General features: G+C 68.6%; 18 protein-coding genes. 14 read left to right on the forward strand and 4 right to left on the reverse strand.

What is annotated here, in order from left to right; genetic code table 11:
• From glgX to ACNA0R_RS04175, 9 genes are all read left to right on the forward strand, one after another.
• The gene (glgX, locus tag ACNA0R_RS04135) at positions 1-2,109 is read left to right on the forward strand and encodes a glycogen debranching protein GlgX (protein ID WP_415824654.1); all 2,109 of its coding nucleotides are present in this window, start codon (positions 1-3) and stop codon (positions 2,107-2,109) included.
• Positions 2,106-3,971 (forward strand): malto-oligosyltrehalose trehalohydrolase, encoded by a 1,866-nt coding sequence (treZ, locus tag ACNA0R_RS04140; RefSeq protein WP_415824655.1) that lies wholly within the window; start codon positions 2,106-2,108, stop codon positions 3,969-3,971. The genes glgX and treZ overlap by 4 nt, the downstream gene beginning before the upstream one ends.
• Positions 3,968-6,100: a 4-alpha-glucanotransferase gene (gene malQ / locus ACNA0R_RS04145; protein WP_415824656.1), complete on the forward strand. Its 2,133-nt coding sequence runs from the start codon at positions 3,968-3,970 to the stop codon at positions 6,098-6,100. The genes treZ and malQ overlap by 4 nt, the downstream gene beginning before the upstream one ends.
• Positions 6,097-8,808, forward strand: a complete 2,712-nt coding sequence (treY, locus tag ACNA0R_RS04150; protein ID WP_415824657.1) for a malto-oligosyltrehalose synthase — start codon at positions 6,097-6,099, stop codon at positions 8,806-8,808. Before malQ ends, treY begins: the two co-directional genes overlap by 4 nt.
• 223 nt (positions 8,809-9,031) lie before the next feature.
• A complete protein-coding gene (locus tag ACNA0R_RS04155) occupies positions 9,032-9,517 on the forward strand; it encodes a MarR family winged helix-turn-helix transcriptional regulator (RefSeq protein ID WP_415824658.1) in 486 nt (161 codons plus the stop codon).
• Positions 9,514-11,580 (forward strand): FUSC family protein, encoded by a 2,067-nt coding sequence (locus tag ACNA0R_RS04160; RefSeq protein WP_415824659.1) that lies wholly within the window; start codon positions 9,514-9,516, stop codon positions 11,578-11,580. Before ACNA0R_RS04155 ends, ACNA0R_RS04160 begins: the two co-directional genes overlap by 4 nt.
• Positions 11,577-11,783, forward strand: a complete 207-nt coding sequence (locus tag ACNA0R_RS04165) for a DUF1656 domain-containing protein (protein ID WP_415824660.1) — start codon at positions 11,577-11,579, stop codon at positions 11,781-11,783. The genes ACNA0R_RS04160 and ACNA0R_RS04165 overlap by 4 nt, the downstream gene beginning before the upstream one ends.
• Before the next feature lie 7 nt (positions 11,784-11,790).
• Entirely contained in the window at positions 11,791-12,693 is a 903-nt protein-coding gene (locus ACNA0R_RS04170) for an efflux RND transporter periplasmic adaptor subunit (RefSeq protein WP_415824662.1), read from the forward strand.
• Positions 12,694-12,703: 10 nt separating this feature from the next.
• The gene (locus ACNA0R_RS04175; protein ID WP_415824663.1) at positions 12,704-14,137 is read left to right on the forward strand and encodes an efflux transporter outer membrane subunit; all 1,434 of its coding nucleotides are present in this window, start codon (positions 12,704-12,706) and stop codon (positions 14,135-14,137) included.
• Between the two features lie 11 nt (positions 14,138-14,148).
• On the opposite strand, the gene ypfH is transcribed toward ACNA0R_RS04175, so the two are convergent.
• From ypfH to ACNA0R_RS04190, 3 genes are all read right to left on the reverse strand, one after another.
• A complete protein-coding gene (gene ypfH, locus ACNA0R_RS04180; protein ID WP_415824664.1) occupies positions 14,149-14,850 on the reverse strand; it encodes an esterase in 702 nt (233 codons plus the stop codon).
• 89 nt (positions 14,851-14,939) lie between these two features.
• Complete coding sequence (locus ACNA0R_RS04185) at positions 14,940-15,953, reverse strand: zinc-binding alcohol dehydrogenase family protein (RefSeq protein ID WP_415824665.1); 1,014 nt, start codon at positions 15,951-15,953, stop codon at positions 14,940-14,942.
• 151 nt (positions 15,954-16,104) lie between these two features.
• Positions 16,105-16,923, reverse strand: coding sequence for an IclR family transcriptional regulator (locus ACNA0R_RS04190; RefSeq protein WP_415824666.1), 819 nt, complete (start codon positions 16,921-16,923; stop codon positions 16,105-16,107).
• A 218-nt stretch (positions 16,924-17,141) separates the two neighbouring features.
• On the opposite strand from ACNA0R_RS04190, the gene ACNA0R_RS04195 reads away from it, so the two are divergent.
• From ACNA0R_RS04195 to ACNA0R_RS04215, 5 genes are all read left to right on the forward strand, one after another.
• The gene (locus ACNA0R_RS04195) at positions 17,142-17,912 is read left to right on the forward strand and encodes an SDR family NAD(P)-dependent oxidoreductase (protein ID WP_415824667.1); all 771 of its coding nucleotides are present in this window, start codon (positions 17,142-17,144) and stop codon (positions 17,910-17,912) included.
• A 5-nt stretch (positions 17,913-17,917) separates the two neighbouring features.
• Positions 17,918-19,321: an MmgE/PrpD family protein gene (locus ACNA0R_RS04200; RefSeq protein ID WP_415824669.1), complete on the forward strand. Its 1,404-nt coding sequence runs from the start codon at positions 17,918-17,920 to the stop codon at positions 19,319-19,321.
• A 52-nt stretch (positions 19,322-19,373) separates the two neighbouring features.
• Positions 19,374-20,348: a Bug family tripartite tricarboxylate transporter substrate binding protein gene (locus ACNA0R_RS04205; RefSeq protein ID WP_415824670.1), complete on the forward strand. Its 975-nt coding sequence runs from the start codon at positions 19,374-19,376 to the stop codon at positions 20,346-20,348.
• Positions 20,349-20,436: 88 nt separating this feature from the next.
• Entirely contained in the window at positions 20,437-21,120 is a 684-nt protein-coding gene (locus ACNA0R_RS04210; protein WP_415824671.1) for a hypothetical protein, read from the forward strand.
• Positions 21,121-21,159: 39 nt separating this feature from the next.
• The gene (locus tag ACNA0R_RS04215; RefSeq protein ID WP_415824672.1) at positions 21,160-22,188 is read left to right on the forward strand and encodes a Bug family tripartite tricarboxylate transporter substrate binding protein; all 1,029 of its coding nucleotides are present in this window, start codon (positions 21,160-21,162) and stop codon (positions 22,186-22,188) included.
• 125 nt (positions 22,189-22,313) lie between these two features.
• On the opposite strand, the gene ACNA0R_RS04220 is transcribed toward ACNA0R_RS04215, so the two are convergent.
• Positions 22,314-23,246: a Kdo hydroxylase family protein gene (locus ACNA0R_RS04220; protein WP_415824673.1), complete on the reverse strand. Its 933-nt coding sequence runs from the start codon at positions 23,244-23,246 to the stop codon at positions 22,314-22,316.
• Positions 23,247-23,324 lie beyond the last annotated feature (78 nt).

The raw sequence follows: 23,324 nt of genomic DNA on the forward strand, positions 1-23,324 counted from the left end.
ATGCCTGGTCCGCTACCCGACCGGCTTTCGCCTGGCCTGCCCTACCCTCTGGGCGCCACCAGCGATGGGCTGGGTGTGAACTTCGCCGTTTTCTCGGCCAATGCGACGCGTATCGACCTGTGCATTTTCGACGCCCGCGGCCGCAAGGAAATCCGCCGGATGCCGCTGCCGGAATGCACTGACGAGGTGTGGCACGGCTATCTGCCGGACGCCGCGCCGGGGCTGGTGTACGGCTACCGCGCCTACGGGCCTTACGATCCCAAGCAGGGGCATCGCTTCAATCCCCACAAGCTGCTGCTGGATCCTTATGCGCGGCAGCTGATCGGCCCGCTGCGCTGGACCGACGCCCTGTTCGGCTATCGCGCCGGCCACGCCCGCGCCGACCTGACGCCGGACCGGCGCGACAGCGCGCCGGCCATGCCCAAGGGGGTGGTGACGGACGACGGTTTCAACTGGGGCGAGACGCGTCCGCCGCGCACGTCCTGGGAAAACACCGTCATCTACGAAGCCCACGTGCGCGGCGTGTCGATGCGGCGCGACGATGTCTGGCCGCATCTGCGCGGCACGGTCAGCGCGCTGTCGGCGCCGCGCTTCATCGACCATCTGCACAAGATCGGCGCGACGGCCATCGAACTGCTGCCGGTGCATGCCTTCCTGCAGGATAAATTCCTGGTGGAAAAAGGGCTGAACAACTATTGGGGCTACAGCACGCTGTCGTACTTCGCGCCTGAACCCGCCTATCTGCCGCAGGACGATCCCAACGAGCTGCGCATGGCCATCCGGCGCCTGCAGGCGGCCGGCATCGAGGTCATCCTGGACGTGGTCTACAACCACACCTGCGAGGGCAACGAACTCGGGCCCACGTTGTCCTGGCGCGGCCTGGACAACGCCAGCTACTACCGCCTGATTCCGGGCGACGAGCGCTACTACATCAACGACACCGGCTGCGGCAACACGGTCAACCTGTCGCATCCGCGCGTGCTGCAGATGGTACTGGATTCGCTGCGGCACTGGGCGACGTCCTATCGGGTCGACGGCTTCCGCTTCGACCTGGGGGTGACGCTGGGCCGCGAAGGCACCGGTTTCGACCCGGGGTCCGGGTTCTTCGACGCGATACTGCAGGATCCCGTGCTGTCGCGCCTGAAACTGATATCCGAACCGTGGGACATCGGCCCGGACGGCTACCAGCTGGGCCAGCATCCGCCCGGCTTCGCCGAATGGAACGACAAGTTCCGCGATACGGTGCGCCGCTTCTGGCGCGGCGATTCGGGCCAGCGGGGCGATCTGGCCGAACGCATGGCCGGCTCCAGCGACCTGTTCGACCGCCGCCACCGGCGCCCATGGGCCTCGGTGAATTTCGTGGCCGCGCATGACGGGTTTACGGTGCGCGACGTGGTCAGCTACAACGAGAAGCACAACGAAGCCAATCTGGAAGACGGCCGCGACGGCCACAACGAAAACTGCAGCCGCAACTGGGGCGCCGAAGGACCGACGGACGATCCGCAGATCCAGCATGTGCGGCGGCGCCTGCAGCGCGCCTTGCTGGCCACGGTATTGCTTTCCTACGGCACGCCCATGCTCCTGGCCGGCGACGAGTTCGGCAACAGCCAGGACGGCAACAACAACGCCTACTGCCAGGACAACGCGGTGTCCTGGCTGGACTGGGACCTGGCCGGCACCCAGGAAGGCCGGGACCTGATCGCCTTCGTCGCCCGCATCGCCGCCTGCCGCCGGGAACATCCCAGCCTGCGCAGCACGCGCTATATGAATGCACATCAGGAAGCCGCGCCGGGCATGGCCGGGGTGACGTGGTTCGACGTGAACGGCCAACCGATGACGCAGCAGGCCTGGCACGATCCCGAAGGCCGGGTCCTGGGCTTGCGCAGGGCCATCGGCACGCGCGACGGCTTCGACGTCACCTTGACCTTGATGAACGGCAGCGACGTCGACGCCTCGTTCGCGCTGCCCCACGACATGACCTGGCGCATGCTGGCCGACTCCACGCGGCCGGACGTACCTGAACACAACGTACACGGCCACCACGTGACCGTGCACGCGCACGGTATCGCACTATTAAGCGGGTACCCCCGCAGCAGGGAGCACGCATGACTAGCACCAACACATCCGCCCGGACGGACCGACACGACGGCGCCGCGGCGCGCCAGGATGCGAGCTCATCCACCGGCAACCCAGGTCTACTGCCATGCTTTGGCGCCTGGCATCTGGCCAACGGACTCACCCGGTTCCGCCTGTGGGCGCCCAATGCCGAGCAAGGCGTCAAGCTGGAAATCGCCGACCGCGAGCCGCTGCCGATGACCGACGTCGGCGACGGCTTTTACGAGATCCAGACGCCCTGCCCGCCCGGCACGCGCTACCGCTATCGCGTCGGCCCGGAATTGAGCGTTCCCGACCCGGCTTCGCGCCTGCAGGCCGGCGACGTGCATGACGACAGCGTGGTCACCGCCCCCGACTCCTATGCCTGGACCAACACCGGATGGCGCGGCCGGCCATGGCGCGAGACGGTGCTCTACGAACTGCACGCCGGCCTGGCCGGCGGCTATGCCGGTATCGAGGCCAAGCTGCCCGAGCTGGCCGCGCTGGGCATCACGGCGGTCGAGCTCATGCCCATCGCCGACTTTCCCGGGCCGCGCAACTGGGGCTACGACGGCGTGCTGCCCTATGCGCCCGACCGCGCCTATGGCACGCCGGACGAGCTCAAGCGCATGATCGATACGGCGCACGGGCTGGGCATGATGGTGTTCCTGGACGTGGTCTACAACCACTTCGGTCCGGACGGCAACTACCTGTCGGCCTATGCCAGCGATTTCTTCCGTGACGATGTGCATACGCCCTGGGGCGTGGCGATCGATTTCCGCCGCCGCGCGGTGCGGCAGTTCTTCGCCGAAAACGCGCTGTACTGGCTGACCGAGTTCCGCTTCGACGGCCTGCGGCTGGACGCCGTCCATGCCATCAAGGACGTGGGCTGGCTGGAAGAAATGGCCGGCTTCGTGCGCACGCATCTGCCGGCGGACCGTCTTGTGCACCTGGTGCTGGAGAACGACGACAACCAGGTCCACCCGCTGGAAAACGGCTACCAGGCGCAGTGGAACGACGATGGCCACCATGTGCTGCATCAGCTGCTGACGGGCGAAAGCGAGGGCTATTACAGCGACTACGCCATGCATCCCGCGCAACGCCTGACGCGCGCGCTCAGCGACGGCTTTATCTACCAGGGCGAGGCCTCGGAGCACCGCGGCGGCGTGCCGCGCGGCGAACCCAGCGCCCATCTGCCGCCGACGTCCTTCGTGCTGTTCCTGCAGAACCACGACCAGATCGGCAATCGCGCCATGGGCGAACGCCTGCTGGCCCTGGCGCGCCACGATACGCGGCCGGTGCGCGCGGCGGTGGCGCTGCTGCTGCTGGCGCCGCAGATCCCGCTGATCTTCATGGGCGAAGAACGCGGATCGACCGCGCCTTTCCTGTACTTCACCAGCCATACCGACGCCAAGCTGGCACAGGCGGTGCGCGACGGCCGCCGCAAGGAATTCGAGAAATTCCGCGCCTTCGCCCATCCCGAGACGCGCGACCGCATCCCGGATCCGAACGACGAGGCGACCTACAAGCGTTCCGATCCTTTCCAGGCGCCGCCCGATCCAGAGTGGCAGGACTACTACCAGGCGCTGCTGCAACTGCGCCAGCGCGTCATCGTGCCGCGCCTGGACGGCGCGCATTCGCTGGGCGCCCACGTCCTGGGCCTGCGCGCGGTGGTGGCGCAATGGCTGCTGGGCGATGGCGCGGTATTGTCGATCTACATCAACCTGGGCTCGGTGGACGTGCGGCCGGACTGGCTGCAGGAAGACCGTTCCGATGAAACCCTGCTGTTCGAAAGCGAGACCGGCGCCGGCCGCGCGCTGCGCGATGGCCTGCTGCAGCATGGCGTCACGGTCGCCTTGTTGAAGGAATTGGCATGAATGCCCCAGCCATACCGGATGACGAAGCACAGGCTTTGGCGATGCTGGCCGACCGGGCCGGCATCGCCGTGGACTGGAAAGACGCCCGCGGGCGGCCGCAGCGCGTGCGCGAAGAGGTGGTCCGCACCCTGCTCCATGCGCTGGAGCTGCCCGCCGGCAGCCTCGAACAGATCAAGGACAGCATAGGCAGGCTCGCGGAGGAAGGCGGCGAGCACGACGGCTTCAGGATCGTCGATGCCGGCACGCCCATCGTCCTGCATGGCGTGCGTGACATGCGCTTCGAACTGGTCGACGAGACCGGCGAGACGCATTCCCTGAACGCCCACGGCATGGAGGGCGGCGACGCCCACTTGCCGGCGCTGGACACGCCCGGCTATTACCGCCTGCGCGGCGACGGCCGTGAATGGACCCTGGCGGTCGCGCCGCAACGCTGCCCCAGCGTGGGCGATGTGCTGGAAACGGCGACGCCGCGCGCCTGGGGCGTGGCGGTCCAGTTGTACAGCCTGCGGCGCGCGCACGAAGGCAAGGCGGCCCGCGCCGCCGGCATCGGCGACTTCACCGCGCTGGCGCGGCTGGCGGAGGCCGCGGCGGGACGCGGTGCCGAGGCCGTCGCGATCAGCCCCGTGCACGCCATGTTCGCCGCCGATCCCAGCCGCTACAGCCCCTACGCGCCATCCAGCCGGCTGTTCCTGAACAGCCTGTATGCCGACCCCTGCCAGTTGCTGGGCGAGGCGGCCGTCGGGGCCGCGCTGAACGCCCTGAACCTGGGCGAGGAAATCATGCGCCTGGACGACCTGCCCCTGGTCGATTGGCCCGCGGTGGCGCGCCTGCGCATGAAGCTGATGCGCAAGCTCTACGAAGAATTCCGTACCGACGGCACGGCCGCGCTGCACGCGGATTTCGAGGCTTTCCGCGCCGCGGGCGGCGAACCGCTGGAAAGCCACGCGCGCTTCGAAGCCCTGCATGCGCGCCACCTGCCGCCGCTGGGCGATGCCACGGACTGGCGCCATTGGCCCGCCGACCTGCGCGACCCGGCGGGCCGCGGCGTCAAGGCATGGGCCCATGGGCACGACAAGGAGGTCGCCTACCACGTGTTCCTGCAATGGCAGGCCGCGCGCGGCCTGCAGCGGGCCCAGCGCGCCGCGCTGGATGCCGGCATGGGCATAGGGCTGATCAGCGACCTGGCGGTAGGCACCGATCCGAGCGGCAGCCATGCCTGGAGCCGCCAGGCCGACATCCTGTCCGATCTGTCGCCCGGCGCGCCGCCGGACGTCTACAACCCCCTGGGCCAGAGCTGGGGACTGACCGCGTTTTCGCCTCGGTCGATGCGCCTGAACGGCTATGCCGCCTTTCGCGAAATGCTGCGTGCATCGCTGGCCTACACCGGCGGCGTGCGCGTCGACCACGTGCTGGGCCTGGCGCGCATGTGGCTGGTGCCGCGCGACGCCTCGCCCAAGGATGGCGCCTACCTGCGCTATCCGCTGGACGATATGCTGCGCCTGGTGGCCCTGGAAGCCTGGCGCCATCGCGCCATCGTCGTCGGCGAGAACCTGGGCACCGTGCCGGAAGGCTTCAACGACCGCATCGAGCGCGCCGGCATGCTGGGCATGAACGTGCTCTGGTTCCAGCGCGACGGCTGGAGCGATCCCACGCCGTTCATGCCGCCGGCCGCGTGGTCCGCATCGTCGATCGCGTTGAGCACCACGCACGACCTGCCCACCGTGGCCGGCTGGTGGACCGGCACGGACATCGGCTGGCGCGCGCGCCTGCAATTGTTGGGCGACGATGAAACCGAAGACGGCCTGCACCAGCAACGCGCCCGCGATCGCGGCGCGCTATGGCATGCGGTGCGGCAGGCCGGCTGCGCGCCGGCCGAGGCCCCCCACGAGCCCCCGCAGGAAGCGCCCATCGAGGACGTCCTGCGCTTCGTCTCGCATACGCCTTCGCCCCTGATGGTGGTCCCCACGGAAGATCTGCTGGGCCTGAACGAGCAGCCCAATCTGCCGGGCACCATAGACCAACATCCCAACTGGCGCCGTCGCCTGGGCGCCGACGCCGCCCGACTGTTCGAAAGCGAGGCCGTGCGCCGCCGCGCCGACGCCGTCGCCGATACCCGGAGCAAGCGATGACCGCGCCCCGCGCAACCCCCCGCGCAACCATAAGGCTGCAACTGCACAAGGGCTACACCCTGGCCGATGCGCGCAGCCACGTGCCCTACTTCGCCCGCCTGGGCGTCAGCCATCTCTATCTTTCGCCGATTACCCGCGCGCGTCCGGAATCCACGCACGGCTATGACGTCGTCGACCATACCCAGGTCAATCCGGAGCTGGGCGGCGAACAGGCTTTTCGCGAACTGGCCGCCGCGGCGCGCGAGGCCGGACTGGGACTGATCGTCGACATCGTGCCCAACCACATGGCGACCAGCACGGACAACCCGTGGTGGCGCAGCGTGCTGGAACTGGGCCGCGGCAGTCCGCATGCGCAATGGTTCGACATTACCTGGGACAGCACCGACAAGGATCTGCATGACAAGGTACTGGCGCCTTTCCTGGGCAAGCCCTATGGCGAGGCGCTGGCCGCCGGCGACATCGCGTTGCGCCATGATGCGGGGACGAACCGCTACTACCTGGAGGTCCATGGCACACCCTATCCGCTCGATCCGGCAAGCCTGCGCAGCCACGGGCCGCGCGATGCCGGCGCGCTGAGGGACTTCGACACGGCCACCGAGGCCGGACGCGAACGGCTGCACGCGCTGCTGGAGCTTCAGCATTACCGGCTGGCCTGGTGGCGCGCGGCGCCGGAAGAGATCAACTGGCGCCGTTTCTTCGAGATCAGCGACCTGATCGGCGTGCGGGTGGACCAGCCGGAGGTCTTCGACGCCGTGCACGCCATGATCCTAGGCTTCTATGAGGAAGGCCTGATCGACGGCGTGCGCGTGGACCACGTCGACGGCCTGAGCGATCCCATCGCGTATTGCGCGCGCCTGCGCGCCGCGCTGGAGGAGCGCGTAGGGCGCCGTCCCGCGCAGCTGCGCGACCCCGACCCGTATCTGGTCATCGAGAAAATCCTGGCCGACGACGAAACCCTGGACGATCGCTGGAAGGTGAACGGCACCACCGGCTACGACTTCATGAGCCAGGTCGGCGCGGTGCTGCACGATCCGACGGGGGAACAAACGCTGACCGAATTGTGGGAAAGCGTCTCCGGCGATCCCCGGCCCTTCGCCGCCGTCGCCAACGAGGCGCGCGACCTGATAATGCTGCGCCATTTTCCGGCGGAACGCCTGGCGGCGGCGCGCGCGCTGCACCGCGTGGCGCGGCTGGACCTGCGCACGCGCGACTGGGGCGAATCCGCCATCCTGCGTGTGCTGTGGGAGCTGCTGGCGGTGTTCCCGGTGTACCGCATCTACGCCGACGAGCGCGGCTGGCACCATATGGATCGCGTGCGCTTCGAACACGCCGCCACCCAGGCCCATGCCCGCATACGCCTGGACCGCGACGGCGACGATGGGCCGCTGCTGGAACTGATGTCGGGCTGGCTGGGCGGCGAAGCCCCGGCCGACTTCCCGCCCGAGGAATGCCTGGCGCGCCGCGAAGCCATCCGCCGCTTCCAGCAATTGACGCCGCCGTTGACCGCCAAGTCGCTGGAGGACACCGCTTTCTACCGCTACGGCCGGCTGTTGTCGCGTAACGAGGTGGGCGCCGACCCCGGACTGTTCTGCATGGCCCCGGAAGTGTTCCACCGCCGCTGCTCCTCGCGCGGCCGGCATTTTCCGCATGCCATGGTCGCCACCGCCACGCACGACCACAAGCGCGGCGAGGACACGCGCTCGCGCCTGACCGCGCTGAGCGAAGTGTCGGCGCAATGGGCCGATACCGTCCTCGACTGGATGAACCGCCACGTGCCCGCGACCTATAGCGGCGCGGGCACGTTGTCGCCGCACCCCGGGGACGTCTACATGCTGCTGCAGACCCTGGTCGCCGCCTGGCCGCTAACGCTGGCGCCAGACGATGAAAAGGGACTGCAGGCCTTCGGCGACCGCGTCTCGGCCTGGCAGCAGAAGGCCCTGCGCGAGGCCAAGCTGCGCACCAGTTGGGTGGTGCCGGATGCCACCTACGAAGCCGCTTGCGAAGACGTGCTGCGCAAGCTGCTGCAGCCCGCCACCGAGGCCGACTCGCCGGCGCGCGAAATCGCCGCCTTCGCCAACCACATCGCCCCCGCCGGCATCGTCAACAGCCTGTCGCAGACGCTGCTGCGCATGACGGTGCCCGGCGTGCCGGATCTGTACCAAGGCACGGAATTCTGGGACTTCAGCCTGGTCGATCCGGACAACCGCACGCCGGTGGATTATGCGGCCCGCATGGCGGCGCTGGATGCCGGCGACGCGCATGATCCGGATGCGCTGCTGACGAACTGGCGCGACGGCCGCTTGAAGCAGGCCATCGTCCGCGGCGCGCTGCGGGCGCGGCGCGATTATGCGGATATCTTCGAGCACGGGAACTACGTCCCGCTGCCCATCCTGGGCTCGCGCGGCGCGAATATCCTGGCTTTCCTGCGCTGCCTGGAGGATCGCTGCGTGTTCGTGTTGGCTCCGCGTCTGTGCAGCCAGGGCCTGCGGCTCGAAGCGGGCGACGATCCGTCCGCGCCGTCCACGGCGCTGCCGCGTATCGACGGCGATTTCTGGGACACGACGGCCGTCGTGCTGCCGCACCGCTACGCGGGGGCGGTGCTGCGCGACGCGCTCAGCGGCCGCGAACGCCGCGTCGGGGCCGATAGCATCCTGCCCCTGGCCGAAGCCCTGGCCGATTTTCCGGTCGCGCTGCTGGTGGCCGACTAAGCCCAGCTCCCCGGCACGGGGCACGCCGCATGCGGTTCAGCCGGACCGCATGCGGCCGCCTGCCTTCCTGGCGCCTGGCCGTGCATGCCGGGTTCTGCTCATGTGGGCTGCTCATGCCAGGCGATTTCCATAGATCCCTGCTGGGAAAAACCCCGCCAACGGGAAAGTGTTTTCCACGCGTGCAATTCGATAGGAAGCTAATAATTAGCTTAGAATCTTTTGCATGAAAAAGCCCCCCGACGCCCGCCTCGCGGTCCTGACCACTCACTTGCTCGTCATACATCGCGCCTATCGCGCCGCGGCCGACAAGGCGCTGGCCGACTACGGCCTGTCGCAGGCCACCGCCTGGCCCGTCATCTGGCTCGGGCGGCTGGGCGACGGCGTGCGCCAGGGTGTGCTGGCCGAAGCCATGGGCGTGGAAGGTCCGTCGGTGGTGCGCGTGGTGGACCAGCTGGAAGCCGCCGGTTTGGTGGAACGGCGTGAAGACCCGCTGGACCGCCGCGCCAAGACGCTGCATATGACACAGGCGGGGCATGTCCTGCGCGCGCGCGTGGAAGAGATGCTGGTGCATCTGCGCCGCCAGGTCTTCCGCGGCGTGGATGCGGCCGATGCCGAAGCCTGCATCCGCGTCTTCGAAAGCATCAAGACATCGCTGGTGCATATCGAACCCATTCCGGTCAGCGCGGCCCGGCAGGAGCGCGCGCAATGAAACTGCCGACGGCGGAAGAAACGCTGTTTTCCATCAAGGCCTATATCGGCGCGATGGCGGCGCTTTACCTGTCCATGCTGATCGACCTGCCGCGCCCGTTCTGGGCGGTGACGACGGCCTATATCGTGTCGCAGCCCTGGGCCGGCGCGGTCCGGTCCAAGGCGTTGTTCCGGCTGGGCGGCACCTTCTTCGGCTGCGCGGCCGTGGTGTATCTGGTGCCCAGGCTGGCGAATTACCCGGTGCTGATGGTGCTGGCGCTGTCCTTGTGGGTGGGCGTATGCCTGTACCTGGCGGTGCTGGACCGTACGCCGCGCTCCTATCTGTTCATGCTGGCCGGTTATACCGCCGCGATGATAGGGCTGCCCAGCGTGACGGCGCCGGAAACGGTATTCGATACCGGCCTGGCGCGGGTGGAAGAAATCACCGCCGGCATCCTGTGCGCGATGCTGGCCCATGTACTCATCCTGCCGCGCGGCATCGGCGGCGCGGTGGTCGGCAAGCTCGACCAGGCGCTGCGCGACGCCCGGCTTTGGGTGCAGGATGCGCTGCGCGGCGACACGGCCACGCAAAGCGCCAAGGATCGCCGCGCCCTGGCCAACGACATTACCCAGCTGCGCCTGCTGTCCACCCACGTGCCCTATGACACCGGCAATATCCGCTGGACGGCGGGCTCGGTGACCGCCATGCAGGACCGCATGGCGGCCCTGACGACCACCGTATCGTCGCTGGAAGACCGGCTGCGTGCGCTGCGCGCATCGGGACGGCCGCTGCCGGCGGAACTGCCCGCACTGCTGGATGACATCTCGGCGTGGATCGAGGCCGGGCCGAGCGGCGATCCCGCGCGGGCCGCGACGCTGCGCGAGCGCGCGGGCGGGCTGATGCCGGACATCGACGCCGGCGCGGACTGGCACGATCTGCTGCTGGTCAGCCTGTCGGCGCGGCTGCGCGAGCTGGTCGGCCATTGCGAACGCGGTTTCGCCCTGCGGCGCGACATCCAGGCGGGGCTGTCGGGCGCGCCCGCGCGCCTGTCGCGTTACGCGGCGACGTCGAATCGCGCCTTGCATCACGATCACGGCATCGCCCTGTTGTCTTCGGTATCCGCGGCGGTGGCCATCAGCGCGGTGTGCGCGTTCTGGATCGGCGCGGCCTGGACCAACGGCGCCACGGCGGCCATGATGGCGGCGATATTCAGCTGCTTCTTCGCCACCCAGGACGATCCGGTGCCCGGCATCCGCCAGTTCCTGACCTACACCCTCGTCTCCATCCCGATATCCGCGGTGTATCTGCTGGTGGTGCTGCCGTCGATCCATTCCTTCGAGATGGTGGCGCTGGCGATGTTTCCGGTGTGCTTCGTGTGCGGCGTCTACATCGCACGCCCGGCGCACGCCGGCAAGGCGATGGCGGTGTTCTTCGGATTTTCCGGCACGCTGGCGCTGCACGACACCAACACCGCCGATCTGGTGTCCTTCATGGACACGATGATCGCGCAGATCATCGGCGTGGGGGCCGCCGCGGTGGTGGCCGCGCTGCTGCGCCGGATCAGCGGCGAATACAGCGCCCGCCGCATCCAGACGGCCAACTGGCGCGAACTCGCGACCATGGCGGCGGCCGACCGGCCGCCGGCCGGCAACAGCTACACCGTGCGGATGCTGGACCGTATCGGCCTGCTGTATACCCGCCTGGCCGTGCGCGGCAACAACGATGCGCCTGTGGAAGAAGACACTTTGCTCGATCTGCGCGTCGGCAATGAAATCGCCGAACTGCAACGCGCACGGCGCGAACTGCCCGTGGCGGATGCGGCGATCCGGCCGGTGCTGTCCTGCCTGGCGGATTGGTTCCGCGGTCGCATCCGCGGGCGCAACGCCATGCCCGATACCTTTCTGTCGCGGCTGGATCAAGCCCTGGCGCGCGTCAACGCCGCGCCGGCGGGGTCGGCCCGCGAGCGCGCCATCGTCGCGCTGGTCGGCCTGCGGCGCGGGCTGTTTCCGCAAGCTTCCGACTATGCGCCCGCCTTCGCGACGGACACCGCCGCGCCGCGGGTCCAACCGGGAGCCCCGTCATGATCGGCGAAGTCAGTCTGTATGGCATCTATATGCCGTGGATGCTGGTACTGGCGGTCGTGACGCTGGGCGTCTCCTGGTTCGTGCGGCGCCTGCTGGCGCTGACAGGCATCTATCGGCTGGTCTGGCATCCCGCCTTGTTCGATCTGGCGCTGTACGTCGTGCTGCTGTACGGCGTGGTCCGGATTTCACCGTACGTTTTTTGAGATTGTCATGAAGGTCCCTTCCCTGCCTGGTCCCATTGCATGGGTGCGATTCGCCGTTACCGCCTTGCTGGTCGTCGCCGCCGTGATCGCCGGCCGCCATCTGTGGACGCATTACGAGCTGGATCCCTGGACGCGCGACGGTCGTGTCAAGGCCTATGTCGTCCAGGTGGCGCCGGATGTGTCCGGACTGGTCACCGCCGTGCCCGTGCATGACAACCAGGACGTGCGGGCCGGCGACGTGCTGTTCGAAATCGACCGCGCGCGCTTCCAGCTGGCCTATGACCAGGCCAAGGCCGCCGTCGGATCGCAGACGGTGGCCTTGCAGCAGGCCACGCGCGACGCGCGGCGCAATCGCGAACTGGGCCAATTGGTATCCGCGGAAATCCGCGAGCAGAGCCAGACCCGCGTCGAACAGGCCGAAGCGGCGCTGGCGCAGGCCAAAGTGTCCTTGAATGAAGCCAGCCTGAATCTGGAACGCAGCCGCGTGGTCGCCGCCACGAACGGACGCGTCACCAATCTGGATCTGCGCGTGGGGGCCTATGCCTCGGCGGGCCGGCCGGTCATGGCGCTGGTGGATTCCGCCAGCTTTTATGTCGAAGGCTATTTCGAGGAGACCAAGCTGCCGCGCATCCATGAAGGCGACGAGGCGACCATCGCGCTGATGGGCGAACCGCGCGCGCTGCGCGGCCACGTCGAGAGCATTGCCATGGGCATCGCCGATCGTGACCGCACCCGCGCGGCCAATATGCTGCCCAACGTGAATCCCAACTTCAACTGGGTGCGGCTGGCGCAGCGCATACCGGTGCGCCTGCATATCGATCATGTGCCGGAAGGCGTGCGCCTGGTCGCGGGGCAGACCGCGACGGTGTCGCTGGTGGGCGGCGACAAGCTGGCGGCACAGGGGTTCTAAGGACGATATCATGCAAGCCATACGTTTCGTCCTTGTCGCAGCCGCGGCGGCCACGCTGGCCGCCTGCACCACTGTCGGGCCCGACTACCACGTGCCGGATGCAGCCATCGCCGGACGCCCCGCGGCGTCCGCGCCTTTCGATGGCGCGCGCGACAGCGCGGTTTTCCAGGCCAACGCGGTGCCGGGCGAATGGTGGCGGCTTTATGACGATCCGGCCATGAACGCGCTCGTCGCCAAGGCCATGGACGCCAATACCGACCTGCGCGTCGCCGCGGCCAATCTCGAACGCGCCGATGCCATCCTGCGCGAAACGCAGGCGCAGACCCGGCCTTCCGCGACGCTGAATGCGTCGCCCAGCTATGGCCACGTGTCGGGCATCCAGGAGCTGGCGCCGGATTACCGGCCACCCAATGCCTGGTCGTACAGCGGCAGCGCCGGCATCTCGTATCAGGTGGACCTGGTCGGCCAGATCCGCCGCGCCATCGAGGCCGCCGGCGCCGATCGCGATGCCGCCCAGGCCGCCTACGACGCCACGCGCGCGGCGGTGGCGGCGCAGACCATCCGCGCCTACACGACGGCGTGCGCGGCCGGCATGCAATTGGCTTCGGCCCAGCATTCCGTCGATGTGCAGAATGAATCGCTGCAAGCCACCGAAAGGCTGCAGCGCCTGGGCCGCGGCACCACGCTGGACGTGACGCGCGCGCGCAGCCAGCTGGAGCAGCTGCGCGCCAACCTGCCGCCGCTGCAGGCGCAGCGGCGCACGGCCTTGTTCCAGCTGGCCACGCTGACCGGCGATACGCCGGCCCAGTTTCCGCCCGAGCTGGCCGACTGCGCCGCCGTGCCGACGCTGCGCCAACCGATCCCGGTGGGTGATGGCGCCGCCCTGCTGCGCCGCCGCGCCGACATCCGCCAGGCCGAACGCAGCCTGGCCGCGGCCAATGCGCGCATCGGCGTGGCCACGGCGGATCTCTATCCCAAGATCACGCTGGGCCTGTCGGCAGGGTCGGCCGGCCCGGCGCAGTACTTCGGCAACGCCAGCACCTTTGCCTGGAACATCGGGCCGCTGATCTCCTGGACGATTCCGAACACGGGCGCGGTGCAGGCGCGCATCGCCGAAGCGGAAGCCGGCACCCGCGCCGCGTACGCGCGCTTCGACGCCACCGTGCTGAACGCGCTGCGCGAAACGGAAAGCGCCCTGGAGAACTACGCGCGCGAACTGGACCGCGATGCATCGTTGCGCGCGGCGCGCGACCAGGGCGCCGAAGCGGCCCGGCAGGCGCGTCTGCTGTACCGGTATGGCAAGACGGATTACCTGACCGTGCTGGATGCGGAACGGACCCTGGCCAGCAATGAAAGCGCGCTGGCCGCGTCGCAGGCGCAGCTGGCCAATGACCAGATCACGCTCTTCCTGGCGCTGGGCGGCGGCTGGCAGACGGCACGCTGACGCGCGCCGATCTAATGCAGCACCGTTCCCGGCGGCGCCGCCTGGTTCAAGCCCAGCGCCGCTTCCCAGCTGCGCAGCGGCACGCAGGTCTGCAGGCGCACCACCGCGCGTTCGATCAGCGCCGGATGCAGCTCATGCCCCACCCGCGTGGCGATGTCGATGGTCGAATCGCCATGCAAGGCATCCAGCCTTGCCTGCGCCTGCCGCGCATGATCGGCCGGTATGACGTTGTCGTCGGCGCCATGCAGCAGATGGATGGTGGTGTATTGCGGCGGGCTGTGCGGCATGGACGCATAGCGTCCTGAGAACGCCAGCACGCGTCCGGCCAGGCCGTCGTGCGCGGCGGTGGCTTCCAGCGCCATGATGGCGCCCTGCGAAAACCCCGCCAGCGCGGTGTCGCTTTGCAGCAGGTGGAAGCGCAGCTGCGTGGCCCGTATGTACGCCACCAGGGCCGGCAGGGCCGACGCCACGCGCGTGGGTCGATTGTCTTCGTCGATGCCGCGCGTGGAAAACCACTGGCGGCCGTCGCCGATGCCGTCGTAGGGCTCGAAACCCGCCGGCACCACGATGGCCGATTGCGGAAACGCGCGGCGCACCGCGGCCGCCAGGTCGCGCATGTCGGCGGGTGTACCGCCGACGCCATGCAGCAGGATGAACAACTGCCGCACCTCGCCCTCGACGGGCACGTATTCGATATCGCTGGCAAAACTCATAGGCTGCTCCGGTTCGGCAGCGGCGGCCCGGGCCGCCCATGAGCGTCATTCTAGGCCTGTTCGGCGATGCGCCGGCAAGCCCCAGCCCATCAGGAGCCGAAGCCTTCCAGCACGATCTTGCCGCGCGCCTTGCCGCTTTCCTGCACCGCATGGGCGCGCCGCAGGTTGGCCGCATCGATGCGGCCGAAATGCTCGCCCAGCGTCGAACGCAGCATGCCCTCATCCAGCAGGCGCGATACGCGCTCCAGGATCTCATGCTGACGGATCATATCGGGGGTCTGGTACAGCGACCGCGTGAACATCAGCTCCCAGTGCAGGGAGAGGGCCTTGCGCTTGAGCGGCACGGCGTCCAGCGTTGCGGGATCGTCGATCACGCCCAGCCTGCCCTGCGGCGCCAGGGCCTCGATCAGTTGCGGATAGTGCGCGTCGGTATGCGTGAGGCTGGCGACATGCGTGACCGACGGCACGCCGACACGCTTGAGCTCCTCCTGCAAGCCGCGATGGTGATCGACGACGTGGTGGGCGCCCAGGCGCCGCACCCAGTCCTGGGTTTCGGGACGCGAAGCCGTACCGATGACCGTCATCCGGGTCAGGCGGCTGGCGATCTGGGTCAGGATGGAGCCGACGCCGCCGGCCGCGCCGATGATCAGCAGCGTCTGGCCCTCGCCGCCGCCTTCCGCCACGCCGAGCCGGTCGAAGAGCAATTCCCAGGCAGTCAGCGAGGTCAGCGGCAAGGCGGCCGCGTTGGCAAAGTCCAGCTTGGCCGGCTTGTGGCCGGCGATGCGCTCGTCGACCAGCGCGTACTCCGCATTGCAGCCGGGACGCACCAGGGAGCCCGCGTAGAACACTTCATCGCCCGGCTGGAACAGGGTCACCTCCGCACCCACCGCGGTGACGATGCCGGCGGCGTCCCAGCCCAGGATGCGCTGCCCATCCGGCGCCATGCCGCGCCGTACCTTGGTGTCGACGGGATTGACCGCGATGGCATGGATGCGCACCAGCAGATCGCGCGGACCCGGCGTGGGCACGGCGACCTCGGCGTCGTACAGCGCGCGGGGATCTTCCGGCTCCAGGCCGGCCTGGTCGTAGACGATGGCTTTCATGATTACCTCTGCATCAGGATGGTGGGCCGCATTATGTCCGCGCATTGGACGGCGGAAAAAGCGCGCCCGCGCGGAAAGAGCTGCTCTGGAATCAGGATAATTCCAACCGCCCGTCGATGGGGCGCGCGCGGCCCCGCGATTCAGCGGCGTTTCAGACGGCGCCGCGCGGCGCCCGGTATCCCAATTGCGCCGACAGGCCGCCGGCGGCATCGCGCAAGGCGCCAATGATGCGTTCGGCATCCGCGTGCTCCCAGCGGAAAGTGGGAATCAAGAATCCCAGGCTGCCCACGACCTGCCCTTCCGCGTCGAAGAACGGCGCGCCCACGCCGACGGTATTCGGCGTGCGGTGCGAGTAGGTGACGGCATGGCCGTCGCGGCGTATCCGCTCCAGCGCGGCCATGATCTCCGCCGGATCGGGCGTCAGGCCCCGCACCGGCGACGGGCCGCTGGCGGCGATGGCGGCGTCGATTTCCGCCGGGCTCAGATGGGCCAGGATCACCCGCGCCGTCGCGCCCCAGACCAGGGGCTCCAGCACATTCAGGCCGATGTTGTAGCGCATGGGATCGTCGGGCGATCCGCTGGCGGCATGGAACATCTTCAGTTGACGGCGCTCCAGCAGTGTCAGCAGCGACGTTTCGTGAAAGCGCTCCGACAACTGCTGCAGATAGGGTTCGGCCAGCCGGCGATAGGGCATATGCCCGCCCAGCTTGGCCGCCATGCGATAGATCTCCAGCCCCGGACCGAAGGTGCCACCGGGTTCGTGGCCGGCGTATTCGTTGTCGCGCAAGGTGGCCAGCAGGCGATGCACCGTGCTGCGGGGCAGATTCAGGCGATTCGCCAGTCCCTGCGCCGATTCGCCGGGATGGTCGACCAGGCACTGCAGCAACAGCAGGATGCGCTTGACCGTGCTGGTTTCCTTGGCTTCGCCCGCCGCGGTCCCTGCGGCGCCTGGCGTCGTCGTTTGTTTCATCGCACTCCGGTGACTGGATCGATCCGGCGGGCATTGTAGAAGCCCGCCGGGGGCCGCGAGCCGACGTTGACAAAACAGACGGGGCTCGCGCAGAATTATCATCAATCGGACATATGTCTCATTCAATGAGACAAAAGCAGAATAACACCGGGCGTGGACACCCGCAACGCCCCTACGCCGGCGCCCCGCCGGCCCACCCTTCCAGGCAGAGAGACACCATGGAATTGAATTTCGAAGGACGCACCGCCCTGGTTACGGGCGCCAGCCAAGGTATCGGCCGGACGACGGCGCGCATGCTGGCCCTGTCCGGCGCCAACGTGGTCGCGGTCGCACGGCGCGTCGAGCTGGTCGAACAAAGCGCGGCGGAAATCGCCGGGCAGGTCGCCAGGGAGGGCAAGGGCGGCAAGATCATCCCGCTGCAGGCGGACTTCTACGATGAAGCCGCGCCGGACCGCGTCGCCGCCGACGCCCAGCGCCTGCTGGGCCGCGTCGACATCCTGATGAATGCGGCGGGCGCCAGCCGTCCGGTGCCCTTCGAGGCCACGCGCGACCAATGGCACGAAGGCATGCTGCTGAACTTCTTCCGCATCCGCGAACTGACGCACGCCATCGTCCCCGGCATGAAACAGCACGGCTGGGGCCGCATCGTCACCTTCACCGGCACGTCCGAGCCGCGCATGCTGAACGCCGCCTTCACCGCCAAGGCCGCCGTGCACGTGTGGTCCAAGGGACTATCGCGCGAAGTCGCGCCCTACGGCATCACGATGAACTGCCTGCAGCCGGGCCGCATCCGCAGCGAACAGATTTCCAAGCGCTATCCCACCCCGGAAAGCGAGCGCGAATACGCGCAGGCCGAAATCCCCGTGGGCCGCTTCGGCGAGCCGGAAGAGATCGCCGCGGTGGCGCTGTTCCTGGCGTCGGACCAGGCGCGCTACGTCACCGGCACCGTCATTCCCGTGGATGGCGGTTCCAGCCGCTTCGCCTTCTGATCGACATGGCCGCGCCTTCCGCCCCCACCGTGCTGCAGCAGCTGGCCGCGTTCGTCCACGATGTGCGCTACGAGCAACTGCCGCGCGAAGTCGTCGGCTACGCCAAGCGGCTGATCCTGGACACGCTGGGCTGTGCCTTCGGCGCGCTGGACAGCGACGTCGCCACCGCCCTGCACCGCTACGCGGAAGACGCGGGCGGCGCGCCGCAGGCCACGCTGATCGGCAGCGGCCGCCGGACCAACGTGGCGCTGGCCACGCTGGTGAACGGCGGCCTGCTGCGCTATCTGGATTGCAACGACTACTACTTCGGCCGCGATCCGGCTCATCCCAGCGGCAACCTGGCGCCGGCGCTGGCCATGGCGGAACGCCAGGGACGGGGCGGCAAGGCGCTGATCGAGGCGTTGGTGGCGGCCTATGAGCTGCATCTGCGCTTGGCCGACCATGCCGGGGAACCATCGCTGTGGCGGCGCGGCTGGCATCACGGCACCAATGCGCAGTTCTCCAGCGCCGCGCTGGCCGCGCGCCTGGCGGGGCTGGATGCGGACCGCACGGCTCACGCCATGGCGATCGCGGGCAGCCACCAGAACACGCTGGCGCAGCTGCAAAGCGGCGCGATCTCCATGATCAAGGCCACGGCGGAAGCCTGGGTCGCCAAGGCGGGCGTGGAAGCCGCTTTGCTGGCGGGCCACGGCATGACCGGGCCGCTGGCGCTGGTGGAAGGCCAGAACGGCTGGGCCGCCACGGTGGCCGGGCAGGTCGGCGACCAGCTGGACCTTGCCGGGCTCACCGGCCCCTTCGACGGCCGCTATCGCCTGCTGGAAACCAGCATCAAGCCCTACCCGGTGGTCGCCACGGCGTCCGCGCCGGTACGAGCCGCCATCGATCTGCATGGACAGGGCCTGCCGGCCTTCGACGCCATAGATCGCATCGTCGTGCGGCTGCCCGGTTTCGCCTTGCGCACGCCATCGGCGAATCCCGACCGCCGCTATCCGGCCGGCATCGAAAGCGCGCAGCACAGCTTTTATTTCTGCGCGGCGGTGGCGCTGCGCGACGGCGCCTGCGGCGATGCGCAGTTCCAGGACCAGGTGCTGGACGATCCCGCCCTGCGCGACTTGCTGGGCAAAGTCGAGCTGCGGGAGGACGCCGAACTGGACACGCGCTGGCCGCGGGCCGCCGGCGGTGGCATCGAACTGCATCTGCGCGACGGCGCTGTCGTACAGCGCATGTGCCCGTATCCGCCCGGCCACCCGCGGCTGCCGATGGGCGACGAGGCGCTGGCCGCGAAGTTCCTGGGCTATGCCGAGCCCGTGCTGGGGTGCAAGCGCGCGCATGCCCTGCGCGACGCCGTGTTGCGTCTCGACGAATACCACGACCTGCGCGAATTCACGCCGCTGCTGGCGCCGGATTGAACGCAGCGCAACGACAACCACAAAGGCATCACCGCCAACAAAGGAGACAGAGATGAGGGGACAAATATTCAAACGCGCCGCGTTACTGGCGGCGGCATTGCTGCTGCCCATCGCGGCATCTGCCCAGTCCTATCCGGACAAGCCTATCCATCTGATCGTGCCCTTTCCGCCGGGCGGCGTCGCGGACATCATCGCGCGTCCCGTCGCGGAAAAGCTGTCCACCACGCTGGGCCAGCCGGTCATCGTTGAAAACCGCGGCGGCGCCACGGGGACGATAGGCGCCGCATTCGTCGCGCATTCGGCGCCCGACGGCTATACGCTGCTGCTGGGCACGACCAATGAAATCGCGATGAGCCCGACGCTGTACGGCACGCTGCCCTACGATCCGACCAAGGACTTCGCGCCGGTCTCCATCGTCGCGCAGTTTCCCAACGTGCTGGTCGTCGGTCCCAGCGTCAAGGCGGCCACGCTGGCCGACCTGACCACGCAGGCCAAGGCCAGACCGAAAAGCCTGACCTTCGCGTCTTCCGGATTGGGCAGCACCAACCATCTGACCGCCGAACTCTATCAAGGCGAAGCCGGCGTGCAGGTCACCCACATTCCTTACAAAGGCGGCGGCCCCGCGCTGGTGGACCTGACGGGCGGACACGTCGACGCCATGTTCGCCACCCTGCCCTCCGCGATTACGCTGATCAAGGCCGGCAAACTGCATGCGCTGGCGGTCACCGGCGACAAGCGTTCGCCCGCGCTGCCCGATCTTCCGACGGTGAAGGAATCCGGCCTGCCCGGCGTGGTGGTCACGACATGGAACGGCGTACTGGCGCCGGCCGGCACGCCCCAGGCCGTCATCGACAAGCTGGCGCGGGCGCTGAAGCAAGCGACCGGCGATCCCGGCATCCAGCAGAAGTTCGCCGCCGTCGGCGCCGAGACCAGCTACACGCCGCCGTCGGCGTTCGCCGGCATCATTCGCGACGACTACGCGCGCTGGTCGGCGTTGATCAAGAAGGCCGGCATCAAGGTCGACTGAGCGGCAACGATAAGGGCGTCCGCGGACGTTCGCGGCGCCCGGCGTACGGGCCGCCGCGCCGCGCGCGCGCCCATCACAAGGAATCGCAATGGCAGCAATGATAGGAAGCGGCGCGCTGGCGCTGTGGATAGACGTCGATCCCGCGCTCGATAAGGAAACCGACGCCTGGTACATCGTCGAGCACCTGCCCGAACGCATCGACATCGGCGGCTACCGCCGTGCGCGGCGCTACCAGGCGCTGGAAGGCGCGCCGCGCTACCTGACCTTGTTCGAAGCCGATACGCCGGATGCCCTGGCCAGCCAGGGTTACCTGAGCCTGGTGGGCAAAATCAGCGAACAATCCAAGCGCATCCGCGCGGGGTTTTCCAACGTCGCGCGCAATACCTTCCGCGTACGCGCCACACAGGGGCGCGGCCTGGGCGCGGTCACCATCAGCCTGCGGCTGCGCCTGGCCGCGGGCAGTGATGCAGCCGCCGCGCACCGCTGGCTGGAACAACGCCTGCGGGAAGCCATGACGCGGCATGCGATCGTCGGCGCGCACAGTCTGGAAGCCGCGCCCGAAGTACGCGCCCGCATGGACGCCGTGCGCGTGACCGGCGTGGGCGACGCCAAGGTCGAACAGGTGGTTCTCATCGAAGCCACGCGTCCCGAAGACCTGCATGCCTTGCGCGCCGATCTCTTCGCCGCGCGTGCCCTGGAAGAAGGCGGCTGGACCGAAGACGCCTACGGGATCTATGCGTTGTTGTATGAGGTTGCCGAACCAGGACGCTGAGGCGCGTCGAACAAATAATCAAAGAAACAGGAGACACTCATGACAAACGCCGCACCCTTCACGTCCGCAAGCGCGGCCGGCGACCGGCCGCCGCGCGCCGCGCGGCCACGCGCCCTGCGCTGGCTCGCCGCGCTGGCCCTGCTGGCCGGCTCGCAGGCAGGCCACGCCGCCGCCTACCCCGACCATGCCATCACCTGGGTCGTCCCCTACCCGCCCGGCGGCACCACCGACGTCATCGCCCGCAATCTGGCCCAGGCCATGGGCCCCATCCTGGGCCAGTCCATCGTGGTGGAGAACAAAGCCGGCGCGGGCGGCCAGACGGCCATGGCTTATGTGGCGCGCGCCACGCCGGACGGCTACACGCTGCTGGTCAGCGACGCCAGCGTCGCCACCGCGCCCAGCCTTTACCCCAGCATGCCTTTCGATCCGGCCAAGGATCTGCAAGCCGTCACGCTGTTCGTGACCGTGCCGCATCTGCTGGTGGTCAATCCGGCGCTGAAGGCGAATTCGCTGAAGGAGTTGATCGCGCTGACCGAGAAAGAGCCCGGCAAGATCAACTTCAGCTCCGGCGGCATCGGTTCGCCGCTGCACTTGGCCGGCGAAGCCTTGCGGCTGGAAACCGGCCTGAAGTGGACACACATTCCCTATAAGGGCGCGGGCCCGGCGCTGATGGCCGCGGTCAGCGGCGAAGCGCAGGTCGCCACGCCTTCGCTGCCGGCCGCGCTGCCACAGGTGCAGGCCGGCAAACTGCGCGCGCTGGCCGTCACCAGCCCCCAGCGCATCGCGCTGCTGCCCGATGTGCCCACGGTCGCTGAACTGGGCTATCCCAAGGCCACCGTATTCGGCTGGGTGGGCCTGCACGCGCCGGCCGGCACGCCGCCGCAAGTCCTGCAAACGCTGGACGCCGCCGCCCGCAAGGCCTTGCAGGATCCCGGCCTGATGGAACGATTGAAGGGCCAGGGCGCGGAGAATGCCTATCGCGACAGCGCCGGCTATGGCAAGCTCGTTGCTGAAGAAGCCGCGCGCTGGAAGCGCGTCGTGCAGGAGGCGGGGATCAAGCCGGAATAGGCTTTCGAGCGCCTCGCGGATGCCGCCATGAGCTCGCGCGCGGCCTGGGCTCCGCCGGCGCGCAGGCCTGCGTTGCCAACGCTGCCGGCGCTGCTGGCGCCGAACCCGCGCGGCTGGCGCGCGCGTCAGCTTTGCAGCAAGGACCGTCCCGTCAAGCGCTCCAACACCCGAAGGGGCGACAGTTCGGGGCGGGCCATCGCCGCCACGGGCACCAGCCAGGTCTGTTCCAGCATGAACTGGCCGCTCATGGCGGCATGGGCCACCTGGTCGGAGAAGCAAATCCAGCTGCTGCCTGGGCGAAACCCCACATCCGTCCATACGCCCCTGCGCTGATAATCCTCATCGCGCTTCATGCCGTCATGCAGCTGCAGCATCAGGTGATCGTATTCCGTGCGCCGGCGCTTGGTGATGCCCGCGGCGTGCATCAGCGCCGCCCGCCAGGGCCGCCATGGCTGGTCCAGCCGTGGCAGATAGCGCCGCGCGATAAGCTCGAAGGGCTCGCCCACGCGCCACGCGCGCGTCTGTTCACGATCCGGATGGATGTTGGTGAAGACGCGCAGAATGCGCTCCCCGCGCATGGGCCGCGACGGAAAAGCGTCCACATGCAAGCGACGGTCGTCCTTGCGCCAGGACGGCTGCCAGGCGCCGATGGCATGCAGCCGCAGGCTCGTAGCCGGCGCATGGCGGGCGTCCCGGTAAAGCGGGAACAACGCATCCAGCAGCATGGACGTGCAATCCCGGTAGCGTTGCAGCAGGCCCCGCAAGAGCGCCAGTTCGGCGCCCGTCGCCACCGAACCGGATACGCCAGCCGCCGACAAACTGATGTTCTTGCGCCTGGGATGCGTCAGCGCGGGATCCAGCAAGGCCGCTTCTTCCTTCATCAAGCCGAAATCGAGCAGCGGAAAATGCAGCACCTGTCCGTGCTCCAGGGCATCGATCGCGTACGCCGCCAATGCGGGCGCGCCCGGGGCGCTCCAGCTCCGCAGGGGAAAATCCACGACAGGGCCGCCACGCGGCGCATCGAACGGTGCCCGCGCGAGCCGGGCATGAGCGGTCATGGCTAGGGTCTCCTTGCCCGCCGTGGCGCGATCCGCAGGCCTTCCGGACCGCCTGGCCAGGCGGCTTCGCGCCGTACT

Source organism: Bordetella sputigena, from assembly GCF_965137885.1.
Taxonomy (GTDB): Bacteria; Pseudomonadota; Gammaproteobacteria; order Burkholderiales; family Burkholderiaceae_B; genus Bordetella_C; species Bordetella_C sputigena.

Excerpts from the sequence above, each read along its gene's own strand:
- malQ (WP_415824656.1), top strand. The coding sequence starts at position 3,968 with ATGAATGCCCCAGCCATACCGGATGACGAAGCACAGGCTTTGGCGATG.
- ACNA0R_RS04170 (WP_415824662.1), top strand. The coding sequence starts at position 11,791 with ATGAAGGTCCCTTCCCTGCCTGGTCCCATTGCATGGGTGCGATTCGCC.
- ACNA0R_RS04220 (WP_415824673.1), bottom strand. The coding sequence starts at position 23,246 with ATGACCGCTCATGCCCGGCTCGCGCGGGCACCGTTCGATGCGCCGCGT.
- ACNA0R_RS04195 (WP_415824667.1), top strand. The coding sequence starts at position 17,142 with ATGGAATTGAATTTCGAAGGACGCACCGCCCTGGTTACGGGCGCCAGC.
- ypfH (WP_415824664.1), bottom strand. The coding sequence starts at position 14,850 with ATGAGTTTTGCCAGCGATATCGAATACGTGCCCGTCGAGGGCGAGGTG.
- ACNA0R_RS04160 (WP_415824659.1), top strand. The coding sequence starts at position 9,514 with ATGAAACTGCCGACGGCGGAAGAAACGCTGTTTTCCATCAAGGCCTAT.
- ACNA0R_RS04155 (WP_415824658.1), top strand. The coding sequence starts at position 9,032 with ATGAAAAAGCCCCCCGACGCCCGCCTCGCGGTCCTGACCACTCACTTG.
- ACNA0R_RS04185 (WP_415824665.1), bottom strand. The coding sequence starts at position 15,953 with ATGAAAGCCATCGTCTACGACCAGGCCGGCCTGGAGCCGGAAGATCCC.
- ACNA0R_RS04200 (WP_415824669.1), top strand. The coding sequence starts at position 17,918 with ATGGCCGCGCCTTCCGCCCCCACCGTGCTGCAGCAGCTGGCCGCGTTC.
- ACNA0R_RS04165 (WP_415824660.1), top strand. The coding sequence starts at position 11,577 with ATGATCGGCGAAGTCAGTCTGTATGGCATCTATATGCCGTGGATGCTG.
- treZ (WP_415824655.1), top strand. The coding sequence starts at position 2,106 with ATGACTAGCACCAACACATCCGCCCGGACGGACCGACACGACGGCGCC.
- treY (WP_415824657.1), top strand. The coding sequence starts at position 6,097 with ATGACCGCGCCCCGCGCAACCCCCCGCGCAACCATAAGGCTGCAACTG.
- ACNA0R_RS04190 (WP_415824666.1), bottom strand. The coding sequence starts at position 16,923 with ATGAAACAAACGACGACGCCAGGCGCCGCAGGGACCGCGGCGGGCGAA.
- ACNA0R_RS04210 (WP_415824671.1), top strand. The coding sequence starts at position 20,437 with ATGGCAGCAATGATAGGAAGCGGCGCGCTGGCGCTGTGGATAGACGTC.
- ACNA0R_RS04205 (WP_415824670.1), top strand. The coding sequence starts at position 19,374 with ATGAGGGGACAAATATTCAAACGCGCCGCGTTACTGGCGGCGGCATTG.
- ACNA0R_RS04175 (WP_415824663.1), top strand. The coding sequence starts at position 12,704 with ATGCAAGCCATACGTTTCGTCCTTGTCGCAGCCGCGGCGGCCACGCTG.
- ACNA0R_RS04215 (WP_415824672.1), top strand. The coding sequence starts at position 21,160 with ATGACAAACGCCGCACCCTTCACGTCCGCAAGCGCGGCCGGCGACCGG.
- glgX (WP_415824654.1), top strand. The coding sequence starts at position 1 with ATGCCTGGTCCGCTACCCGACCGGCTTTCGCCTGGCCTGCCCTACCCT.